Here is an 18,958-nt window from a genome sequence, read left to right as displayed (position 1 = left end):
AATTGTGTGAGTATTAAGTCGGGTCGAATTCATCTTCGGCAAAATGTTTCCAAAATTCACCAGAGTTTTCAAAAAGATCTTGGGACTTTTACCCTGACCCTTTTGACGATTGGCGGTATTATGGGTTCGGGACTTTTTATGGCGAGCGGTCTTGCCATTAAACGAGCCGGTCCGAGCATCCTCGTCCTTTATGCCATTGGTTGGATTGCTATGTACCTCGAAATTTCCGCCCTTGGCGAAATGTCTATTGCCTCACCTACTCCTGGATCGTTCTTAAACTACACAAAAGTGGTCTTAGGTCCCGGATGGACATTTGTCGCCGGTTGGATCTTTTGGTTTTCTAGCGTTTTAACCATGTCTAGCGAAGTGACAGCCGCAAGTCTCTTCTCACGGCTATGGTTTCCGCAAGTCGCCTTATGGATTTGGTCGTTATCTTACTCGATATTTATCGTCTCAATCAACTTCATTAGTGTCCGTGGCTTTGGCACAATCGAAGGAGTCATGGCAGGGGTGAAATCGATCGCGGTGCTGCTTTTTGTTGGCATGGGGGCTTTAGCGGTGACTCACATTCTTCCTCTCACCCCCCATCACATTGCCCCATCGGGTTTTGCCAGCTTCACCCACTATGGAGGGTGGATTCCTCATGGATGGCTTGGCGCGGCCCCAGCGTTTTTACTCGTATTGTTTGCTTATGCTGGAACAGGAGTGATCGGACTGGCGGCGGCAGAAACTAAAAATCCCGGAAAAACTATTGCCCGCACCATTCGCTGGACCATTGGGCTTGTGTTTGTCATGTACTTGGGATCCATGGTACTAATTTTAAATTTGGTGCCATGGAATCACATGTCATCATCGGTTTCTCCTTTCGTGTTGGCCATTCGAGCCACACATATTCCCTATGGCGCGGCGATTATGAATCTCGTCTTACTGTTCGCCGTATTATCGACGATGAATGCCGCCCTTTATTCCAATGTACGCGTATTATATGGCTTAGCTCATGCCAACCAAGCGCCTAAAATCTTAGGGAAGTTAAACAAAAAAGGAGTGCCGGCCAATGCCATTTGGATGAGTGCGGGACTGCTTGCCTTAACAATTATTCTGGCTTATGTGTTACCAGCCAAAGCCTATGGCTATTTAGTGACCGCTACGGGATTTCAAGCGATGTTTATCTGGTTTATGGTACTCCTGACTCAACTCTATTACCGGCCATATCTGAAGCACCACCATCCCGACCGTCTCACCTATAAATTATGGGGGTTCCCTTATACGACATATTTGGTCATTGCCATCGTCTTCCTCGGTCTTTTAGCTTCTCCATTCGCTCAAGGCGAAGCAATGGGTGCTATCGTCGGCTTTGCTGGCATTTTGGTCGCCTGGATCGCTTGGCTGTTCTTACGTCATCGCCTCCAAGAGGCAATGTATGAGTAACTAAAACTTTGGCCAGTATGAATTCCCATGAATCTCCAATAGATCCTGCGTTATTTAGGGTTTTTTGATGAGTAGTGAACAGGACTCTACATGATCAGTTCTCGGGAACATATCGACGGGCGTGACACTTTGAAGTTCATAATCGGGACGTAATAAGGCGATGTCCCGAGCCAAAGTGTCAGGGTTACAACTGACATAAATAATCCGTTCGGGTGCCAATTGTTTTAACGTCTGCAATACACTAGCGTCTACACCTTTTCGTGGAGGATCCATCACAACAATTTCAGGATTGGGCAGCTGGTGACGTGTCGCAATCTCTTCGACCGGGGCGGCTATTATAGACACATTACTCAAATGGTTAAGAGCAAAATTTTTCTTAGCATCTGCTGCAGCTTGAGGATTGATTTCAATGGCATAAACGGCTTGGCTCTTAGGACTCATCAATGTGGCAAGCGTACCGACCCCAGCATAAAGATCCCAGACAATTTTCGCATTCTCGGGCACATGCTTTAAGGCTAGCTGATATAATGTGCTGACTTGTTCGGGATTGACCTGGAAAAACGACTCAAAAGACACATAAAACGACATGTCTAGGATTTTGTCGATAATTGTTGAGGTTCCCGCCAACAACTCCGTATGGGTTCCGAGAATTCGATTAGTCCGTTCGGCGTTAATATTGATTCCGACGCCTGCAATGTGGGGGTATTGCCGCCGTAATTCCTCGGCAATGTTTTTGAGCCGAGGTTCTTGCTTTGTCACAACAAACAAGACCAGCATATCATGGGACCATTTTGACGTGCGGATGAGCACATGCCGCAACAATCCTTTGCCCGTAGATTCATCGTAAGCGGATAGGCGGTACGGGGCAACTAGGCGCGGCAAATCCTCCAACATTTTACTAATAGCCTGATCCTGGATAAGGCAATTGTCCAAAGGAACGAGCTCGTGACTGCGGGATTGATAAAGACCTAATCGCAGTTTCCCATCAACATATCCCCAGGGGAATTGCCCTTTATTCCGGTAATGATCGGCCGAAGGTGCCGCCACGATCTGTTCCACAGGTGGGGCATCTACTTTGCCAATCCGTTTCAGGGCTTGTCTTACCCAGTTTTCCTTGTACTGCAATTCTTGTTGATAATCCCAGTGTTGAAAGGCGCATCCCCCACACTGTTCAAAGTAAGAACAACCGGACTCAATCCGGCTAGGACTCGCTTGAAGCACCTGGTTTAATGTTCCCCGGGCATATTGTGATTTGACTTGAGTCAACTGAGCACGAACCCGTTCCCCGGGTAAAGCGCCGTCTACAAAGAAAATCCGCCCATCAGGCAGGTAAGCGATACCTTGGCCATTTTGTCCCATGCGGTCAATTTGAACCTCAATCTCTTTTGGCAATGTTGTGTCCATTCGTTTAGTCACCTGCTACCAAGACGTGATCATCAGATATTGTCAACGGTTGTCCCAAAGGGACAGTCCAATTCGTTACACCGTGACCCGCGGGGAAGTTGTACCATCCCGGAATACCACATTCTAAGGCTATCCTGTGTATAATCTGTTTCACTGTTAAAGGGTCCGCATCACTACCGCAGCCCACTGCTTCTCCCCATACAATACCCCGAATTCCTTCCAGGCAACCCGCTAATAAGAGGTGCTGAAACATCCGGTCGATGCGGTAAGGAGCTTCATTCACGTCTTCTACAAAGAGAACCGTGCCATTCAGACGTGGGAAATAGGGCGTCCCGATGAGAGAGGTTAATACTGTTAAGTTACCGCCCTGCCAAGGAGCTGTAATCGGAGCATGAGGCCGGTTTAATACCTCCATCTCCCGTGTTAGCCAACATGTCTTCCTCCCGGCGAGAACATCGAGTGCCATCTGACCATTCTCCTGGGTCCAATCGGATTCCATGACGGGTCCATGATAGGTGATCCAGCCATATCTCGTAAAAAAATAGGCGTGCAAAGCGGTAATATCGCTGTACCCTATCAAGCACTTGGGCTCAAGATGGGAAAGATCCACTTGATCTAACAACGGCAAAAGGCGAACGCTTCCATAGCCTCCTCGGGCGGCAATCACCGCATCCACTTGGGGATCCGATAAGGCGTCAATTAAATCTTGGACCCGGTCGGTGTCTCTTCCTGCAAATATTTCATGCTGGTCCAACACATGAGCGCCTTGACTCACCGTGTATCCACGGTGAGTCAAGAAATCTTGGCTGCGCTGTAGTTTCTGTGGATTCACGATGCCTGCGGGAGCTACGATTCGAATGTGGGCACCGGCTTTTAATGGTTTAGGCTTTTTCCGCATAGGCCTGAATAACTTCTTTCAAAATCGCGTTGACCATATCCGGTTTGGCCTGTCCTTTGGTCTTTTTCATGACTTGACCCACTAAGAACCCTAAGGCCTTTTCTTTTCCACTGAGGTAATCTTGAACGACCTGAGGATGTTGAGCCACAGTTTCTTCGACAACCTGCGTAATCGCATTCTGGTCCGTAATTTGGCTCAAGCCCAAGTCCTTAACCACAATATGTGCTGGTTGTTTGGTTTGGTACATATGGTCAAGAACTTCTTTGGCCATACGTCCTGACAAGGTGCCATCATCAATCAATTTCAGTAATTCCACAAGATTGCTTGGCGACACGGGCGACGTTGCAAAACTATCGCCATGCGCATTGAGTAACCGTGACAAATCCGACAACATCCAATTGGTGATTTGCCGCGCATCCGCATATTGCGATGTCGCATCCTGCCAAAAAGCCCATGCTCCTTGATCGGCTAAAATGATTTCAATATCCTTGGGTTGGACTCCTGCTGCCTTTAATTCTTCACGAATGGTCATGGTGGATGGTGGTAGACTACCCGCTATCGTTTGGATAAATGCCTCATCGAGTACCAAAGGAGGCAAATCCGGTTCAGGGAAATAACGATAGTCATTGGCTTCTTCCTTGCTACGTTGAGAATAGGTTCTGCCACTTTGATCGTCAAATCCGCGCGTTTCCTTCACAATGCGTTCCCCACGAGCCAACAATTCCGCCTGGCGTTCCACCTCATATTCAATTCCCCGTTGCACATTCCGAATGGAATTGACGTTTTTGATTTCAACACGCGGCAAATCTTCTAACGATCCCGTGTAGTCTTTCGGGCGTAAGGATACGTTAGCATCACACCGCATCGAGCCCTCTTCCATGCGCAAGTCAGAGATATCTAGATAACTTAAAATGTTGCGTAGTTCAGTGAGATAAAGTCTGGCTTCCTCGGCTGAGCGGATGTCAGGCTCCGATACGATTTCAATGAGAGGAACTCCGGCCCGGTTGAGATCGACCAGGGAACCTTTAGCATCTCCCAGTCGTTGACCGATATGATTTAATTTCCCGGCGTCTTCTTCCAGATGAATACGCCGTACCCCAATCTTCTTGACGACTTCGCCATTCTCAACAATGGGCACAGAACCATGTTCGGCCAAAGGCTGATCATATTGTGAAATTTGATAGGCTTTGGGCAAATCGGGATAAAAGTACTGTTTGCGGTCGAACTTCGAGTATGGATGGACCGTGCACTGAAGAGCCATTGCGGCTTTGGTGGCATACACAACAGCTTGTTGATTCAAAACCGGTAATACGCCAGGCATCCCTAAACAAATAGGACAGGTATGGGTGTTAGGTTCTGCACCAAATTCCGTCGAACAGCTACAGAAAAGCTTTGACTGTGTCTTAAGTTCAACGTGCACCTCGAGTCCGATGATAACCTCAAAATTGCTGTTCATAAGTCGCCTCCTAAAGACGGCCAAGGCCCTGATGGCCAAAGTTCTTCAAATCCACGGGCAATTTGCAATAACCGGTTCTCTTGTAAGGCAGGTCCAAGCCACTGGATTCCGACAGGAATTCCTGAAATCAAACCTGCCGGCGTGGAAATTCCGGGAATCCCCGCTAAGTTCGCCGTCACGGTGAATACATCAGACAGGTACATCTGGAGGGGATCTTGGCTCTTTTCCCCAAATTTAAAGGCAATATCTGGGGTTGTCGGGGTCAATATCACATCCACTTGACCAAAAGCGGTTTCAAAATCTTGGCGGATGAGCGTCCGAACCTTTTGCGCTTTAAGGTAATACGCATCATAATAACCCGCCGATAAAGCATGAGTCCCCAGAAGAATACGACGAATGACTTCGGGGCCAAATCCTTCAGCCCGAGTCCGCTCGTACATTTCCAACAAGTCGTTCCCCTGAGCCCGGTATCCGTAACGAACGCCGTCAAAGCGCGATAAGTTACTGGATGCTTCAGCAGGGGCCACTAAATAGTAGGTGGCGATGGCATAATGCGTGTGAGGCAAGGAAATTTCGATCAGTTTCGCTCCTTGCGCCTCCAACGTTGACAAAACTTGATGGTAGCGCTCCTGAACACGTGGATCAAGTCCCTCGCCGTCGTATTCTTTAGGAATCCCAATCCGTAATTGATTCCATTGAACCGGTTCGGCAGTTCGTGGCTCAACGGGTTGTGTCAAAGATGTGGCATCAAAAGGATCATGTCCCGCAATGACTTGATATAACAACCAAGCATCATCCACACTCCGCGTCAACGGACCAATTTGATCCAAACTGGAAGCAAAGGCAATTAATCCATAGCGGGATACACGCCCGTATGTCGGCTTAAAGCCTGTTACCCCGCAATAACTAGCGGGCTGACGAATAGAACCTCCGGTATCGGAACCCAAGGCGGCCGGAACCATTTGTGCGGCAACCGCGGCGGCAGAGCCGCCACTCGATCCCCCTGGCACCCGTTCCAGGTCCCACGGGTTACGGGTCACATGGTAGGCCGAATGCTCCGTCGACGAACCCATGGCAAACTCATCCAAATTGGTTTTTCCGATGATGATAGCCCCAGCCGCTTCCAACCGGTTAACGACTGTCGCATTATAAGGCGCCATGAACCCTTCAAGAATTTTGGACCCCGCAGTCGTCGGCATAGCCGTCGTTGTCATGTTGTCTTTAATGGCTATGGGAACGCCGGCTAAAGGCAACCGTTCTAATTCGTGTGCAGGCAATTGATCAATTCTCTTTGCCTGAGCTTTGGCATATTCCAAATCAATGTGTAAAAATGCCTGAACCTGGGGTTCGACGTCTTCTATACGATCACTAATCGCAGCGACCACATCGCTTGCGGATAATTCTTTGTCACGGATGCGGTATGCGAGCTCATTAACACCTAATTCATGAATCACCATTACTCCTCGCCTCCATCCATGATCCGCGGCACACCGAACATATTGTCACGGGGATCGGGGGCGTTTTTCAAAGCCTCTTCCACTGGCAACGAAGGACGGACAATATCTTCCCGCAAAGGCATTGTCATCGGTATGACGTGCATTGTCGGTTGAACCTGATCGGTATTTAATTCATTGAGTTGAGACATATATTCGAGAACTGCGCCTAAATGAACGGTCATTTGTGAAACCTCTTCAGGTTTAAGCTGAATCCGAGCAAGACGCGCCACATGCTTCACTTGTTCTTCAGATAAAGACACATTTCACCCCTCCATAACCTACCAATTATAACATGGCTCAATACGCTTTTAAAAATGCCGTGCTCTTCTCCCCCTTGTCGGCTTTCACAGAAATCGCAACAATACGGAATAGGCTTGGTCATTAGCGGGAAAACGGACAGTAACGATATGAACGCTGGGATTCTACAGCATTTGAACATGATGACTAAAGGTGGGAAACGATGATCGCACTCTCCAAGAGAAAATTTTGGCTGCTGGGCATATTGGCCATATTGGCATTCTTGCTCGTGTATCCACAAAAAACCCGTGAATATCAAATCACGAAAACTGGCAGGATTCGTTATATAGGACAAGGATTTGATGGCGGATTCGTGGCTATCGAGGTCGATTCCACTATTTTTGATGATCCCGTTATTAATACCCCCTCAAATTCTATCGTCTCCTTACCGCCTCATTTGCATATTGGACAAAATGTGAAGGCCTCTGGCAAATGGGTTGCCAAAGTGCCTTGGTGGACATTTTACCAGCCCTCGGCGCCCCACGTGGTGACATTGACCGCATTAAGCGTCATGAAATAAAGAACCCTGCTCACTGGAGAAACTCATGGTGAAATGAAAAAACACAGGACAGATGCCTCCCCGTCCTGTGTTTTTCCATGCCATGCGCCGTTACCGATAGTGGCAAGCCACCCAGTGATCTGGGGCCGATTCTTTAAGAATGGGCCGATCCACCTTACATTTTTCCTGCGCAATCGGACAACGTGTATGAAACCGACAGCCCGAAGGAGGATTAACGGGACTTGGCACATCCCCTTGCAAGATAATCCGTTCCCGCTTGATATCTGGATTGGGAATCGGTATGGCCGAGAATAAGGCCTCAGTATAGGGATGTAAAGGTTTATGATAAATTTCTTCAGAGGACGCAATTTCGACCATCGCACCCAAATACATCACACCCACCCGATCGGAAATGTGACGAATAACGTTCAGACCGTGGGCAATAAACAAATACGTCAATCCAAATTCCTTTTGCAAATCCTCAAGGAGATTCAAAATCTGTGACTGAATGGATACGTCCAAAGCCGATACCGGTTCATCCGCCACGATTAATTTAGGATTTAAGGCCAAGGCTCGGGCGATTCCGATACGCTGACGCTGCCCTCCGGAAAATTCATGGGGATACCGTCTAGTGTGATAGGACGCCAATCCCACAACCTCAAGCAACTTCCGAACCCGCTCTTCCCGTTCCTTGCGGTTGCCCATATGGTGAATGACTAATGGTTCTTCGATAATTTCCCCAACAGACATCCGAGGGTTTAATGACCCAAACGGGTCCTGAAAAATGATTTGCATTTCTTTGCGTAAGGCACGCATTTCTTTTTTGCCTAACCGCGTGATGTCTCGGCCCTCAAATTTAATAGTGCCTGAGGTCGGTTCAATGAGCCGCAACACGGCACGGCCTGTGGTCGTTTTTCCACAGCCTGATTCTCCCACTAAGCCTAAGGTTTCTCCCCGGCGCAAATCAAAGCTAACCCCGTCTACAGCTTTAACCTGCCCGACGACGCGGGAAAATAATCCCCCGGTAATGGGGAAATACTTGGTGAGATCCCGCACTTCCATCAAGATGTCGTTAGCCTTTTGATCTTGTAAAACGGCGCTCATGAAGCCGCCTCCTTACCACTCGGTTGTTTTTGGGGATCCACATGTAACCAGCAACTCACTTTGCGACCTTCAGATACCTCTGTTAATACCGGAGCTTTCTCACGGCAGATATCCATCGCCTTGGGACAACGGGGAGCAAAAGTACATCCCTTAGGCAGATGCAAGGGGTTCGGAACCGTGCCTTCAATAACATGTAATTTTTCCGTCGTCGGTTGATCCAAGCGAGGAATCGAATCCAACAATCCCTGCGTGTATGGATGAAGGGGCTCGCGGAATAGCTCTGCTGTCGCACTCTCCTCCACAATTTTACCGGCATACATAACCACGACCCGGTCCGCCATTTCCGCCACCACACCAAGATCGTGCGTAATCAACATAATGGCGGTATGAAACTCCCGTTTCAGCTTGCGCATTAAGTCAAGAATCTGAGCCTGGATTGTCACGTCAAGCGCCGTAGTCGGTTCATCAGCAATCAGCAACTGCGGATTACACGACATAGCCATAGCAATCATGACCCGTTGACGCATACCCCCAGACATTTGATGGGGATACTCTCTCGCCCGTTTTTCGGGAGAAGGAATACCCACTTCACGTAGCATGTCAACAGCGCGTTTCCATGCCTCTTTCTTGTCAACTTTTTGATGCAAAATGACAGCCTCTGCAATTTGGTCGCCAACGGTATAGACCGGGTTAAGAGACGTCATAGGCTCCTGAAAGATCATGGCAATATCGTTGCCCCGGATTTTTCGCATCTCTTCAGGAGATTTCTTTAATAGGTCTTCCCCATTAAACAGGATTTCTCCTCCCACAATTTTCCCGGGCGGGCTGGGAATCAATTGCATAATTGAGAGCGATGTCACACTCTTGCCACACCCTGATTCCCCCACAACGCAGAGCGTCTCTTCCGCATTAATGTAAAAACTCACTTGATCGACGGATTTCACCGCTCCATCTTCAGTGAAAAAATGGGTGCTTAAATTCCGGACATCCAGTACTCTCTGCGGCACTCCGTTCGCTCCTTCCTCGCTCACGCGGTTATCAAACTTATGATAATAATGACGACATAATCCGACAATTAACTAATCTCAATCATTATAAGGTCTGACAGAATCTGCTGCAATGGTCCAAGCTTCCTGCGACGAAGTTTGGACAATTATCCAGTGTCTCCTCCCCCATTTGGATCATTGGGAATATCTGATGCCTAAATTCGCCATGCGTTCATAAAATTCCTGCTCACTAAGGATTGGCACCTGCAACTCTTTAGCTTTTTCTAATTTGGATCCTGGTTTATCGCCAGCGATAACCATTGCCGTACGGGATGATACCGATGAGGCTACCTTGCCACCGAGTTGCGCAATCCACGCTTCCAGATTTTTTCTAGGCATCTGCACAAAACTTCCCGTTACAACAATAGATTGCCCACTTAAAACCTTCTGGGAGCCGTCTTGATCGCCTGAGATCGTGTCATCGATCATCTTGAGCCCCAAACTCTTAAGATTCGCAATGACTTCTTTGTTCAGAGGTTGCGATAAAAATGTCACCACACTATCTGCAATACGTTCTCCCACATCAGGAATCGCCAGAAGGTCTTCATAGGTTGCGGCTTCCAATCGTTCCATGGTTCCAAAATGACTCGCTAACAATGACGCCACGCGTTGCCCCACATAACGCATTCCTAAAGCAAAAATAAGGCGACTGAGCGAGCGCGACTTACTTTGCTCAATGCTTTGAGCCAGCTTCTTCGCCGACAATTTTCCAAATCGAGGAAGCTTCAATAAGTCTTCTTCTTTGAGCCGGTAAATGTCATCCACCCGTTTGATCAATCCCGCATTTAGTAAGAGATCAACGGTCTTTTCTCCCATCCCTTCGATGTCCATCGCGTCACGGGATGCAAAATGGATTAATGCTTCCCGCAATTGAGCTGGGCATGCCATGCCCCCGGTACAGCGATAAGCAGCCTCGCCAGGCAGACGCACCACATCTGAACCACATGCAGGACATGTTTTAGGAAATTCAAAGGGTACCGTGTGGGGAGGACGCAGGGTCTTTTCTACCCGGACCACTTCGGGAATGATCTCCCCGGCTTTGCGAATAAAGACAAAATCCCCAACACGGACATCACGTTCCCGAATAATGTCTTCATTGTGGAGCGACGCGCGACTCACGGTGGTCCCTGCAACGTGAACGGGTTTTAAAATGGCTGTCGGTGTTAATACCCCCGTTCGACCTACCGAAATTTCAATCGCCAGGACTTCGGTCAAAACCTCTTCCGGAGGAAATTTGTAAGCTACCGCCCATCTCGGCGCTTTCTGGGTTTCGCCTAAAATCGCTTGTTTGGACAAATCATCTAATTTAATGACCAACCCGTCGGTGTCGTAATCCAACGTTTGCCTTTTACTATCCCATTTCTGTACATAGTCCATGATCTCATCAAAACTCTCACAATATGCAAAATGGGGCTCAACGGGCAATCCCACCGTCCTAAGAAATTCAAGGGCTTGATGTTGCGTGGTAATTTGTGATGAGAACTGACTGTCTTGGGTCCATTGTCGGATTTGATAAAAGAAGGCAGAGAGTTCACGACTAGCTGTGACTGCCGGATCGAGTTGGCGTAAGGATCCCGCCGCCGCATTACGGGGATTGGCGAACACGCTTTGTCCTTCCTCTTCGCGTTTGGCATTTAACGCCATAAAAGCACTGCGAGGCATATAGACTTCTCCGCGAATTTCAAAGCTCACGGGCTGATGAAGTATTTGCGGAATACTTCGAATCATACGCACGTTTTGGGTGACATCTTCACCACTCAATCCATCACCACGCGTGGCCGCTTGGACGAGCTGGCCTTCATGATAGCGGATGACCACACTTAAGCCGTCAATTTTCAATTCACAGGTGAACTTCGGTGTGTCTTCTGCCAACATCTGGCCAACCCGGTTATAGAATTCGTGCAGTTCATCCGCATTGTGCACGTTATTTAAACTCAAAACCGGAGGGGAAAACGATACCACCCCCATAGCCGGGTTGACCTGACCTCCAACCTGATTAATGACCGATTCCGTGCTCTTAAACTGCGGATATTGCTCTTCCAAACGCATCAATTCCTGAACGAGCGCATCATACTCGGCATCGGTAATTTCAGGCTGGTCTAAATCATAATAACGATGATTGTGATAGGCAATGCTTTCTCGCAGTTCTTTAATCCGCGCGGCAATGGCCTCTTCATTCGACGTCATCAGACCGATTCGGCTCCTTCACGAGTCAGTTGTGCAAACCGTGCCAAAAAAGACCGGACACCACCGCCAGGAAACGCAATGGTTAATTCCAAGTCGTCAGCTTCGCCACGCATGGCCACTATTGTCCCCCAACCAAAACGGGGATGCCGGACTTTTTCCCCAACCGCCACGTCCGTTAACACATGGTTGCGAGCACTCACGGCCCGATCAGCAGGCGCCGCGCGTCGAGGCCGTTCTACAAGATTTTCAGGAATTTCACCCAAAAAGCGCGACATCGGGTTTTGTTGTGTGCGCCCTAACATGGTCCGGGTTTTCGCGTAGGATAAATACAATTCTTCCTGCGCTCGGGTAATTCCCACATAGATAAGCCGCCGCTCCTCTTCTAATGTGCCCTCGTCAATCGAACGCATATGTGGGCAAATCCCTTCTTCGAGGCCGCCGATAATCACCACCGGAAATTCCAGTCCTTTGGCACTGTGCAGGGTCATCAACCATACCCCACCCTGATCCTCTTGAGTTTGATCCCAATCAGAGACTAAAGCGACCCACCCTAAAAATTCTCCTAAATCATGGATACCTTGTTCTTCTTCAAACCGTTTAGCTTCCGACAACAATTCTCCAATATTTTCTACGCGGTCTTGGGCTTCACGGCTCCGATCTTGCCGGAAGAGGGGCATGATCCCGCTTTCTTCCGCGACCAGGCGCGTCAATTCAGCGAGCGAGTCATCCAAATAAGTCCGCCACGATTCGAACAAATCATGAAGTTCGTGGCAAGCTTTTTGGGCTTGTGCCGAGAGCCCGGGAATATTTGCGGCCTGACCCAGCGCATCATATAACGATAGCTGATTGGCATCTTGGTACTGTCGAATTTTTTCCAAGGCAACATCGCCAATACCTCGCCGGGGAAAATTAATAATCCGAGATAGCGAAAAATCGTCTTGAGAATTAAACAAAACCTTCAAATATGCCAGCACGTCTTTAACTTCTTTGCGTTCATAAAACTTCTTGCCGCCTACCAGACGGTAAGCTAGTCCTGCTCGGGCCAAAGCCATTTCATAGGCCCGGGACTGAGCATTGGTCCGGTATAAAATGGCACAATCGGACAGCGAATGCCCCCGTCTTACCGCTTCATGAACCATTTCGGCGGCAAACCAGGCTTCCGATTCCTCTTCTGGCGCTTCGTAAACGCGTATTTTTTGGCCTTCTCCCTTTGTCGTCCATAAGTTCTTGCCTAATCGTTCCTGGTTGTGAGCTACAACGGCATTAGCGGCATCCAAAATATTTTGTGTCGACCGGTAGTTTTGTTCGAGCCGAATCACGCGAGCTCCCGGAAAATCGCGTTGAAATTCAAGAATATTCCGCATATCAGCGCCGCGCCATCCATAGATCGCTTGATCATCATCTCCGACAGCACACAAATTCCCATGCTTTTTGGCTAGATGCTGAATCAAACGGTACTGCGCTAAATTGGTATCTTGATACTCATCCACAAAGACATAGCGAAAACGATCCTGATAGTGTTCGAGCACCTCAGGAAATTGATCAAACAACCGCACCGTGAGATAAATCAAATCGTCAAAATCTAGAGCATTGAGGGATTTTAAGCGTTTTTGATATTGTTGGTAAACTTGTTGCACATGTTGATCTTGGTAACTTTGGCTGGGATAATGCTCGGGTGAAATAAAGGCATTCTTGGCCCGGCTAATAGCGTGCACAAACTGCGCTGCCGGCCATTGTTTATCGTCCCAACCTAACTCTTTTATAATTTCTTTTATAACCGCTTTCGCATCATCCGCGTCATAGACTAAAAATTGTGGTCCATATCCCAAGCGCTGAATATCTTGCCGCAATATTCGCACAGCAACAGCGTGAAAGGTCCCCACCCACATACTGCGAGCAATATCCCCAACGAGTCGCTCAATGCGTTCTTTCATTTCTCGGGCGGCTTTATTGGTGAACGTAAAGGCTAGAATTTGATGTGGATAGGCTAAATGTTGATCGAGTAGATAAGCAATGCGGTATGTTAACGTTCGAGTTTTGCCACTTCCTGCTCCCGCTAACAAAAGAAGTGGTCCCTCAGTTATTTCACAAGCTTCGCGCTGACGTTCATTTAATGCGTTCAATAAATCCATGATAGCCTCCCGTGATGTCCTCATTATCTATTATATCACGGGAGCATCAGAGGCTCCTTGGGAGTTCTTGTCCACTGCCTGGATTTGTTACCCCGTTAGGTTTTCCCTTCTCAATCCCAAGGGGTCATGATTATGGCATCCACCCATTAGTGCACGCTTTCTTCTCGCCCAAACAGAGGCTTCAGGTCATGGGGCCACCGGTTGAAATGCACATGCACCTGGAGAGGATGATGATCTTTCTTGACTGTGAAAAACCCGCCGTCGTCTTCCTGGGTTGATACCATGCGGAGCAAGGATTTCGCGATTTGAACCAGTTCGCTCTCTGCCACCAGTTCATTGGGCATTCGGTACCATAACGCCAGAACGCGGTCATTCATCCGGGCAAATCCCTTGATACGGTCTTGCCAGAAGAATCCCGACTCGGTCAATAACTGAAGAGAATTCACCGCATTACCCTCCTGACGCATTACCGCGCTAAAGAGCGCGCGCAAAAAATTATTGGGTGGTCGAGTTCAGTTTGTCGAGGACCCGCCGATATCCATCCGCCCCAAACGCTAAAGCCCGCTTCACTCGCGAAATGGTGGCTGACGATGCACCCGTCACTCGGGCAATATCATCATAGGTTTGACCCTGGTCGAGCATTTGCGCGACAGACAATCGTTGAGCGATGGATTGAATTTCTTGCACCGTCAAAATATCTTCAAAAAACGCAAAACACTCATCTTCCGTCTCTAAAGACAATACGGCACGGCATAGTAATTCGGTTTCCGGTGTCTTTAGCTTAAGATTCATAACGCGCCTCAACCTCAATTCTGTCTTTAAATTTAACCTTTAAATACACTATACCGAATTGGAGATCAAAGAAAAGAGGGCATTTTCATTCAAAAATTGTCGTAAACTGATGTCAGTTTATGATATTCCATGGTTTTTGCATAAATTATCGTCAATTTGCTGCTCGACGCTCGAGAAATTCTGCGTTATGGTATCTCCTGTTTCAATGAGCCCGGCCGGTATTGCTCAAAAACGATAAAAACACGAAAGGCGTGCCCAATAGGTAGGAGGACCATTTTCTTATGCGCAAACAATCTTTTGCCTTAATATCAACAGCTATCTTGATTCCCGCAGTTTTGGCGGGATGTGGGACGTCATCGGCAGGCACTCAATCCCCCGCTGCCGTCTCCAAAGCTATCACCGTAGCGTTACCAGCCCAAGTGAGTCCGAACTGGTGGTTTCCCATTGAATCGAGCCAGGCTTTTTCTACGGTTAATGGTCAAATTAATGCCCTGATGTATAAACCTTTACTGGACATTTCTCACACGGACAGCATTGATTATGCAAGATCCCTGGCATCACAAGTCACATGGAACAGTAATGGTACCGTTTACACGATTATATTAAATCCCAAATGGCATTGGTCCAATGGACAACCTGTCACGGCTCAAGATGTCGTCTTCACGATTGACTTGATGCTAGCGGCAGCTGGGGCCAACGGACAAACGCCGCCTTGGCAATATGGTGCGGCAGGAATTGGCGGAATTCCCAGTCGTTGGCAGAGTGTCACAGCCCAAGGACAGGATAGGGTTATCGTGACGTTAAACCAACCGTCCAACCCCCAGTGGTTTTTGCATAATGGTCTAGGGCAGATTGACGTGGTACCTGCATCGGTTTGGGATATTCACAAAAACATGACTCAGGAACTAAAATTCATTCAATCCGTAGCCAATGATCCGGCTTCACCGTATTACCAAGTCGTGGATGGTCCTTTTGAATTTTCTGCGGCGGAATCGAAGACCAACAACCAGTATTGGACATTTGTGCCAAACCCCCATTACGATGGACATAAGCCCAGCATTACCAAACTAGTGTACATGTACGAATCATCGCCGGCAGCCGTTTTTGCGGGGCTCAAAACGGGCACATTAACGGTGGGATATCTTCCACCCTCACTATGGAATTCTCGCAATCAACTTACAACCGATGTGATGGACATTCAATATCCGTTTGGATTTAACTACATGCTGCCCAATTTGAGTGTCAAAGCGCCCGGTGGATTTGGACAAATATTTAACCATCTCTACATTCGCCAAGCCTTCCAAATGGGCATCAATCAAGCCGGCATTATTCAAGCCTTATATCATGATGGAGTGCCCGAATATGGGCCGATTCCCTCTAAACCGGCGACCATATTTTATGATCCGCAACTGAAAAATCCCTATCCCTTTAACCCCGCAGCGGGCAAAAAACTTTTGGAAGAACACGGGTGGAAACTGGTCGACGGAGTTATGACGAAAAATGGTCAAAAACTCGAATTTACGGCAGATTATGTCAGTGGCAGCAACACCGTCGCTCATGAGATGGAACTCATCAAAAGTGATCTGGCACAAGAAGGTATTGTCATCAATTTGGTTTCTCAACCCTTTAATACCATTATTGCCACCGCAACCCAGCAAAATGCATCACATTGGCAGCTTGCCAACTGGGGAGGAGGTTGGACTTACGAACCGGATTACTACCCCACGGGTGGCGGACTGTTTAGCACCAACGCCGCGGCGAACTACGGAAGTTACAACTCTCAGGAAATGAATCAATTAATCCAAGAGACCTATCAACCGGGGACCCCGCAGCAAATTCAGGCTCGAATGAACGCCTACCAACAATTTGCCGCGAAAAATCTTCCCGTGATCTGGCTTCCATGGATTCCCACCTTTACGGAACATGCATCCTATCTTCACGGCGTCAATCGCCACTTTAATCCGGTCACCGATCTCGAATCGCCTAATTATTGGACCGTTAATTAAGCGCACAGATGGAACGCAAGAGCCCTTCAAGATATCTTTCCCCTTGAAGGGCTCTTTTACCGCCGTCACTAAACCATACCAGACAATTAGGACGAGGACTTTGACGAGGATCCTCCGCTTGATCCCGAACTGCCACCACTCGATCCTCCGCTGGATCCTCCTCCACTGGAACCTCCACTTGACGATGACCCCGATGATGAGCTGCTTGGGGAAGATGAGGACGACTGACCGCCTGAGGAACTCGACGATTTACTACTACTGGACGATGAAGCCATTTTCATCAAACTCGTTTTTACCGACGAATCAATCATGTCCATAATTTGTGGTGAACTCAAGGCCTTACTCACGTCAGTCTCTAAAGTTTTTTGGAAACTAGGACTGTTGACTACCATCATTAACGCTTTCTCTAACGTCGACTGTCCCATAGGAGTCATCAGTGCTTGTTGTAACTGGCTTGAAGAAATCGTTTCGGCAATCATTTTCTGCATTTTGGGCGTCTCCATCTCATCACGAACCGCCTTTTGAATTTCCATAGAAGGTTCCTGACCTGATGAACTTGACCCGCCTGAGGAGGAGCCTCCCGAGGATCCTCCTTGAGACGAACTCGAGCCCCCTTGAGAAGACGAACCGCTGCTACCTTGAGATCCCGATGAACCTCCACCAGACGAGGAGGAACTCGGACTATGGGATCCCGATGTGCCTTCCGTTTGATTTGTCGAGGCTGTACTTCCGTGCTCGGGAGCCGGAGCTCCCATGGTGAAACTGCAGGCCGGAACAAATGTCAAAAAAAGACCCATCATTGCCACACTCAAAATTTTACGCACCTGTTATGCCTCCTCCGAACACACATTGTCTTGTGTTCAGAGTGCCCCAAGTGGACCAAATTTACTCAGTTGGCTTCAATATTCGCCGCAATATCCCTACGATGTTGGCTGTGAGGAAATGTAATGGCAGCCACTTGCGCATAACTTTGCTGCCGGGCCTTGTCAATATTATCACCGAGCCCCACCACGGTTAGCACGCGCCCGCCCTGAGCCTTTAGTTCTCCTTGCTCACGCACTGTCGCCGCGTGGAAAACAACGGTGCCAGCAACCGGTTCGATGTTAATGGACTGCCCAGTCATGGGATGTTTGGGATACCCTTCAGATGCCAAGACCACCGCGACAGCGGCTCTACTCGGTGGTGGCAACTGTGTTTCCAATAGATGTCCTTGTCCTAAAGCCCACCACCATTCAACCCACGGAATATCCATAATGGGAATGAGAACTTCCGTTTCCGGATCGCCTAAACGCACATTGAATTCCAAGACTTTGGGACCGTCCACAGTCATCATCAACCCGACATACAAGATTCCCCGGTACAACAAATGTTCCTCTGCGATCGCCTTCACAACGGGTCGTAGAATTTCGTCATCGATGACCTGACGTTCTTTGGGGCTAAGCCAGTCTACGGGAGCATAAGCTCCCATTCCTCCGGTATTGGGACTGTGAGGTTCGGGCGTCAGCCGTTTATAATCTTGCGCGAGAGGCAGCCAGACATAATCTTGTCCATTTGTCAAAATATGTACTGAGACCTCTTTGCCGATTAAACATTGTTCAACAATAATCCCATCGGCAAATACCGCTGGATCATGAGACCAGTCTGTAATAGTCTGGAGGGCTTCCTCACGGTCAGCAGCGACAACCACGCCTTTGCCCTGAGCCAATCGGCTTTGTTTGAGGACAAGCGGAAACGTCTTCTGCTGAATCACATAATCCCACAAGCTCTGGCGATCGCGAAATACCTGCCATGTAGCTGTCGGAATCTGATAACGATCCATAAAGCGCTTTGCAAAAACTTTACTGCTTTCCAGTTGAGCCGCGTCCCGGGACGGTCCCACCACGACATGCCCCTGTTGGCGCAAGAGATCAGCAATCCCTTCGGCCAAAGGCGCTTCAGGTCCTATGACCACTAATAACCGCCCCTTATCCCGCGTCCAGTCCACCACCTCGGCGGCTGAATATAAAGGCAAGCAGGTAGCAAGGGTTTCGATACCAGCATTCCCCGGCGCCGCATAAAGAGGGACCCCCGGAGAACTTTTAGCAATTCCCCATATAATCGCATGTTCACGCGCACCACTGCCCACAACCAAAATGCCGGTCATCGCAGATAATGGTAATTGATTTGACTCCTCATGCATGCCCCAAAAGCCCTCCTCTAACCTTTAGCCTATT

Annotated in this window: 16 protein-coding genes; 3 read left to right on the top strand and 13 right to left on the bottom strand. The window is 48.5% G+C overall.

Features of this window, described 5'->3' with window-relative positions:
• Nucleotides 1-6 precede the first annotated feature (6 nt).
• Nucleotides 7-1,428 (top strand): amino acid permease, encoded by a 1,422-nt coding sequence (locus B8987_RS11780; protein WP_020373903.1) that lies wholly within the window; start codon nucleotides 7-9, stop codon nucleotides 1,426-1,428.
• A gap of 54 nt (nucleotides 1,429-1,482) precedes the next feature.
• Here the strand turns inward: B8987_RS11780 and rlmD are convergent, their stop codons facing one another.
• The 5 genes from rlmD to gatC are packed head-to-tail and all read right to left on the bottom strand — an operon-like array spanning nucleotide 1,483 to nucleotide 6,942.
• The gene (gene rlmD / locus B8987_RS11775; RefSeq protein ID WP_084661617.1) at nucleotides 1,483-2,832 is read right to left on the bottom strand and encodes a 23S rRNA (uracil(1939)-C(5))-methyltransferase RlmD; all 1,350 of its coding nucleotides are present in this window, start codon (nucleotides 2,830-2,832) and stop codon (nucleotides 1,483-1,485) included.
• Between the two features lie 4 nt (nucleotides 2,833-2,836).
• Nucleotides 2,837-3,730: a S66 peptidase family protein gene (locus B8987_RS11770; protein ID WP_084661616.1), complete on the bottom strand. Its 894-nt coding sequence runs from the start codon at nucleotides 3,728-3,730 to the stop codon at nucleotides 2,837-2,839.
• On the bottom strand, nucleotides 3,714-5,186 hold the full coding sequence (gene gatB, locus B8987_RS11765; protein WP_020373906.1) for an Asp-tRNA(Asn)/Glu-tRNA(Gln) amidotransferase subunit GatB: 1,473 nt from the start codon (nucleotides 5,184-5,186) through the stop codon (nucleotides 3,714-3,716). The genes B8987_RS11770 and gatB overlap by 17 nt, the downstream gene beginning before the upstream one ends.
• On the bottom strand, nucleotides 5,183-6,643 hold the full coding sequence (gatA, locus tag B8987_RS11760; RefSeq protein WP_020373907.1) for an Asp-tRNA(Asn)/Glu-tRNA(Gln) amidotransferase subunit GatA: 1,461 nt from the start codon (nucleotides 6,641-6,643) through the stop codon (nucleotides 5,183-5,185). The genes gatB and gatA overlap by 4 nt, the downstream gene beginning before the upstream one ends.
• Nucleotides 6,643-6,942 carry an Asp-tRNA(Asn)/Glu-tRNA(Gln) amidotransferase subunit GatC gene (gene gatC, locus B8987_RS11755; protein WP_020373908.1) on the bottom strand — a complete coding sequence of 100 codons (300 nt, stop codon included), beginning with the start codon at nucleotides 6,940-6,942 and terminating at the stop codon, nucleotides 6,643-6,645. Before gatC ends, gatA begins: the two co-directional genes overlap by 1 nt.
• 200 nt (nucleotides 6,943-7,142) lie before the next feature.
• Between gatC and B8987_RS11750 the strand changes: the two genes are divergently transcribed.
• The gene (locus B8987_RS11750) at nucleotides 7,143-7,499 is read left to right on the top strand and encodes a hypothetical protein (protein ID WP_020373909.1); all 357 of its coding nucleotides are present in this window, start codon (nucleotides 7,143-7,145) and stop codon (nucleotides 7,497-7,499) included.
• Nucleotides 7,500-7,589: 90 nt separating this feature from the next.
• Here the strand turns inward: B8987_RS11750 and B8987_RS11745 are convergent, their stop codons facing one another.
• From B8987_RS11745 to B8987_RS11720, 6 genes are all read right to left on the bottom strand, one after another.
• The gene (locus B8987_RS11745; RefSeq protein WP_020373910.1) at nucleotides 7,590-8,582 is read right to left on the bottom strand and encodes an ABC transporter ATP-binding protein; all 993 of its coding nucleotides are present in this window, start codon (nucleotides 8,580-8,582) and stop codon (nucleotides 7,590-7,592) included.
• On the bottom strand, nucleotides 8,579-9,589 hold the full coding sequence (locus tag B8987_RS11740) for an ABC transporter ATP-binding protein (RefSeq protein ID WP_020373911.1): 1,011 nt from the start codon (nucleotides 9,587-9,589) through the stop codon (nucleotides 8,579-8,581). The genes B8987_RS11745 and B8987_RS11740 overlap by 4 nt, the downstream gene beginning before the upstream one ends.
• Nucleotides 9,590-9,763: 174 nt before the next feature.
• Nucleotides 9,764-11,815, bottom strand: coding sequence for an NAD-dependent DNA ligase LigA (ligA, locus tag B8987_RS11735; protein ID WP_020373912.1), 2,052 nt, complete (start codon nucleotides 11,813-11,815; stop codon nucleotides 9,764-9,766).
• Nucleotides 11,815-13,947, bottom strand: coding sequence for an ATP-dependent helicase (locus tag B8987_RS11730; protein ID WP_084661615.1), 2,133 nt, complete (start codon nucleotides 13,945-13,947; stop codon nucleotides 11,815-11,817). The genes ligA and B8987_RS11730 overlap by 1 nt, the downstream gene beginning before the upstream one ends.
• A gap of 146 nt (nucleotides 13,948-14,093) precedes the next feature.
• A complete protein-coding gene (locus B8987_RS11725) occupies nucleotides 14,094-14,393 on the bottom strand; it encodes a hypothetical protein (RefSeq protein ID WP_020373914.1) in 300 nt (99 codons plus the stop codon).
• A 49-nt stretch (nucleotides 14,394-14,442) separates the two neighbouring features.
• Nucleotides 14,443-14,739 (bottom strand): YerC/YecD family TrpR-related protein, encoded by a 297-nt coding sequence (locus B8987_RS11720; protein WP_084661614.1) that lies wholly within the window; start codon nucleotides 14,737-14,739, stop codon nucleotides 14,443-14,445.
• A 281-nt stretch (nucleotides 14,740-15,020) separates the two neighbouring features.
• Here B8987_RS11720 and B8987_RS11715 point away from each other — a divergent pair, with 281 nt between their 5' ends.
• Nucleotides 15,021-16,745, top strand: coding sequence for a peptide ABC transporter substrate-binding protein (locus tag B8987_RS11715; protein ID WP_084661613.1), 1,725 nt, complete (start codon nucleotides 15,021-15,023; stop codon nucleotides 16,743-16,745).
• Nucleotides 16,746-16,831: 86 nt separating this feature from the next.
• Here B8987_RS11715 and B8987_RS11710 read toward each other — a convergent pair whose 3' ends face one another.
• Both B8987_RS11710 and purD read right to left on the bottom strand, forming a co-directional pair.
• Entirely contained in the window at nucleotides 16,832-17,569 is a 738-nt protein-coding gene (locus tag B8987_RS11710; protein ID WP_242940669.1) for a hypothetical protein, read from the bottom strand.
• A 65-nt stretch (nucleotides 17,570-17,634) separates the two neighbouring features.
• On the bottom strand, nucleotides 17,635-18,924 hold the full coding sequence (gene purD, locus B8987_RS11705; protein WP_020373919.1) for a phosphoribosylamine--glycine ligase: 1,290 nt from the start codon (nucleotides 18,922-18,924) through the stop codon (nucleotides 17,635-17,637).
• Nucleotides 18,925-18,958: the final 34 nt, after the last annotated feature.

This window comes from Sulfobacillus thermosulfidooxidans DSM 9293 (genome assembly GCF_900176145.1).
Taxonomy (GTDB): Bacteria; Bacillota; Sulfobacillia; order Sulfobacillales; family Sulfobacillaceae; genus Sulfobacillus; species Sulfobacillus thermosulfidooxidans.
Note: the sequence above shows the minus strand (reverse complement) of the source record. Positions and strands in the feature narration are given on the sequence as shown.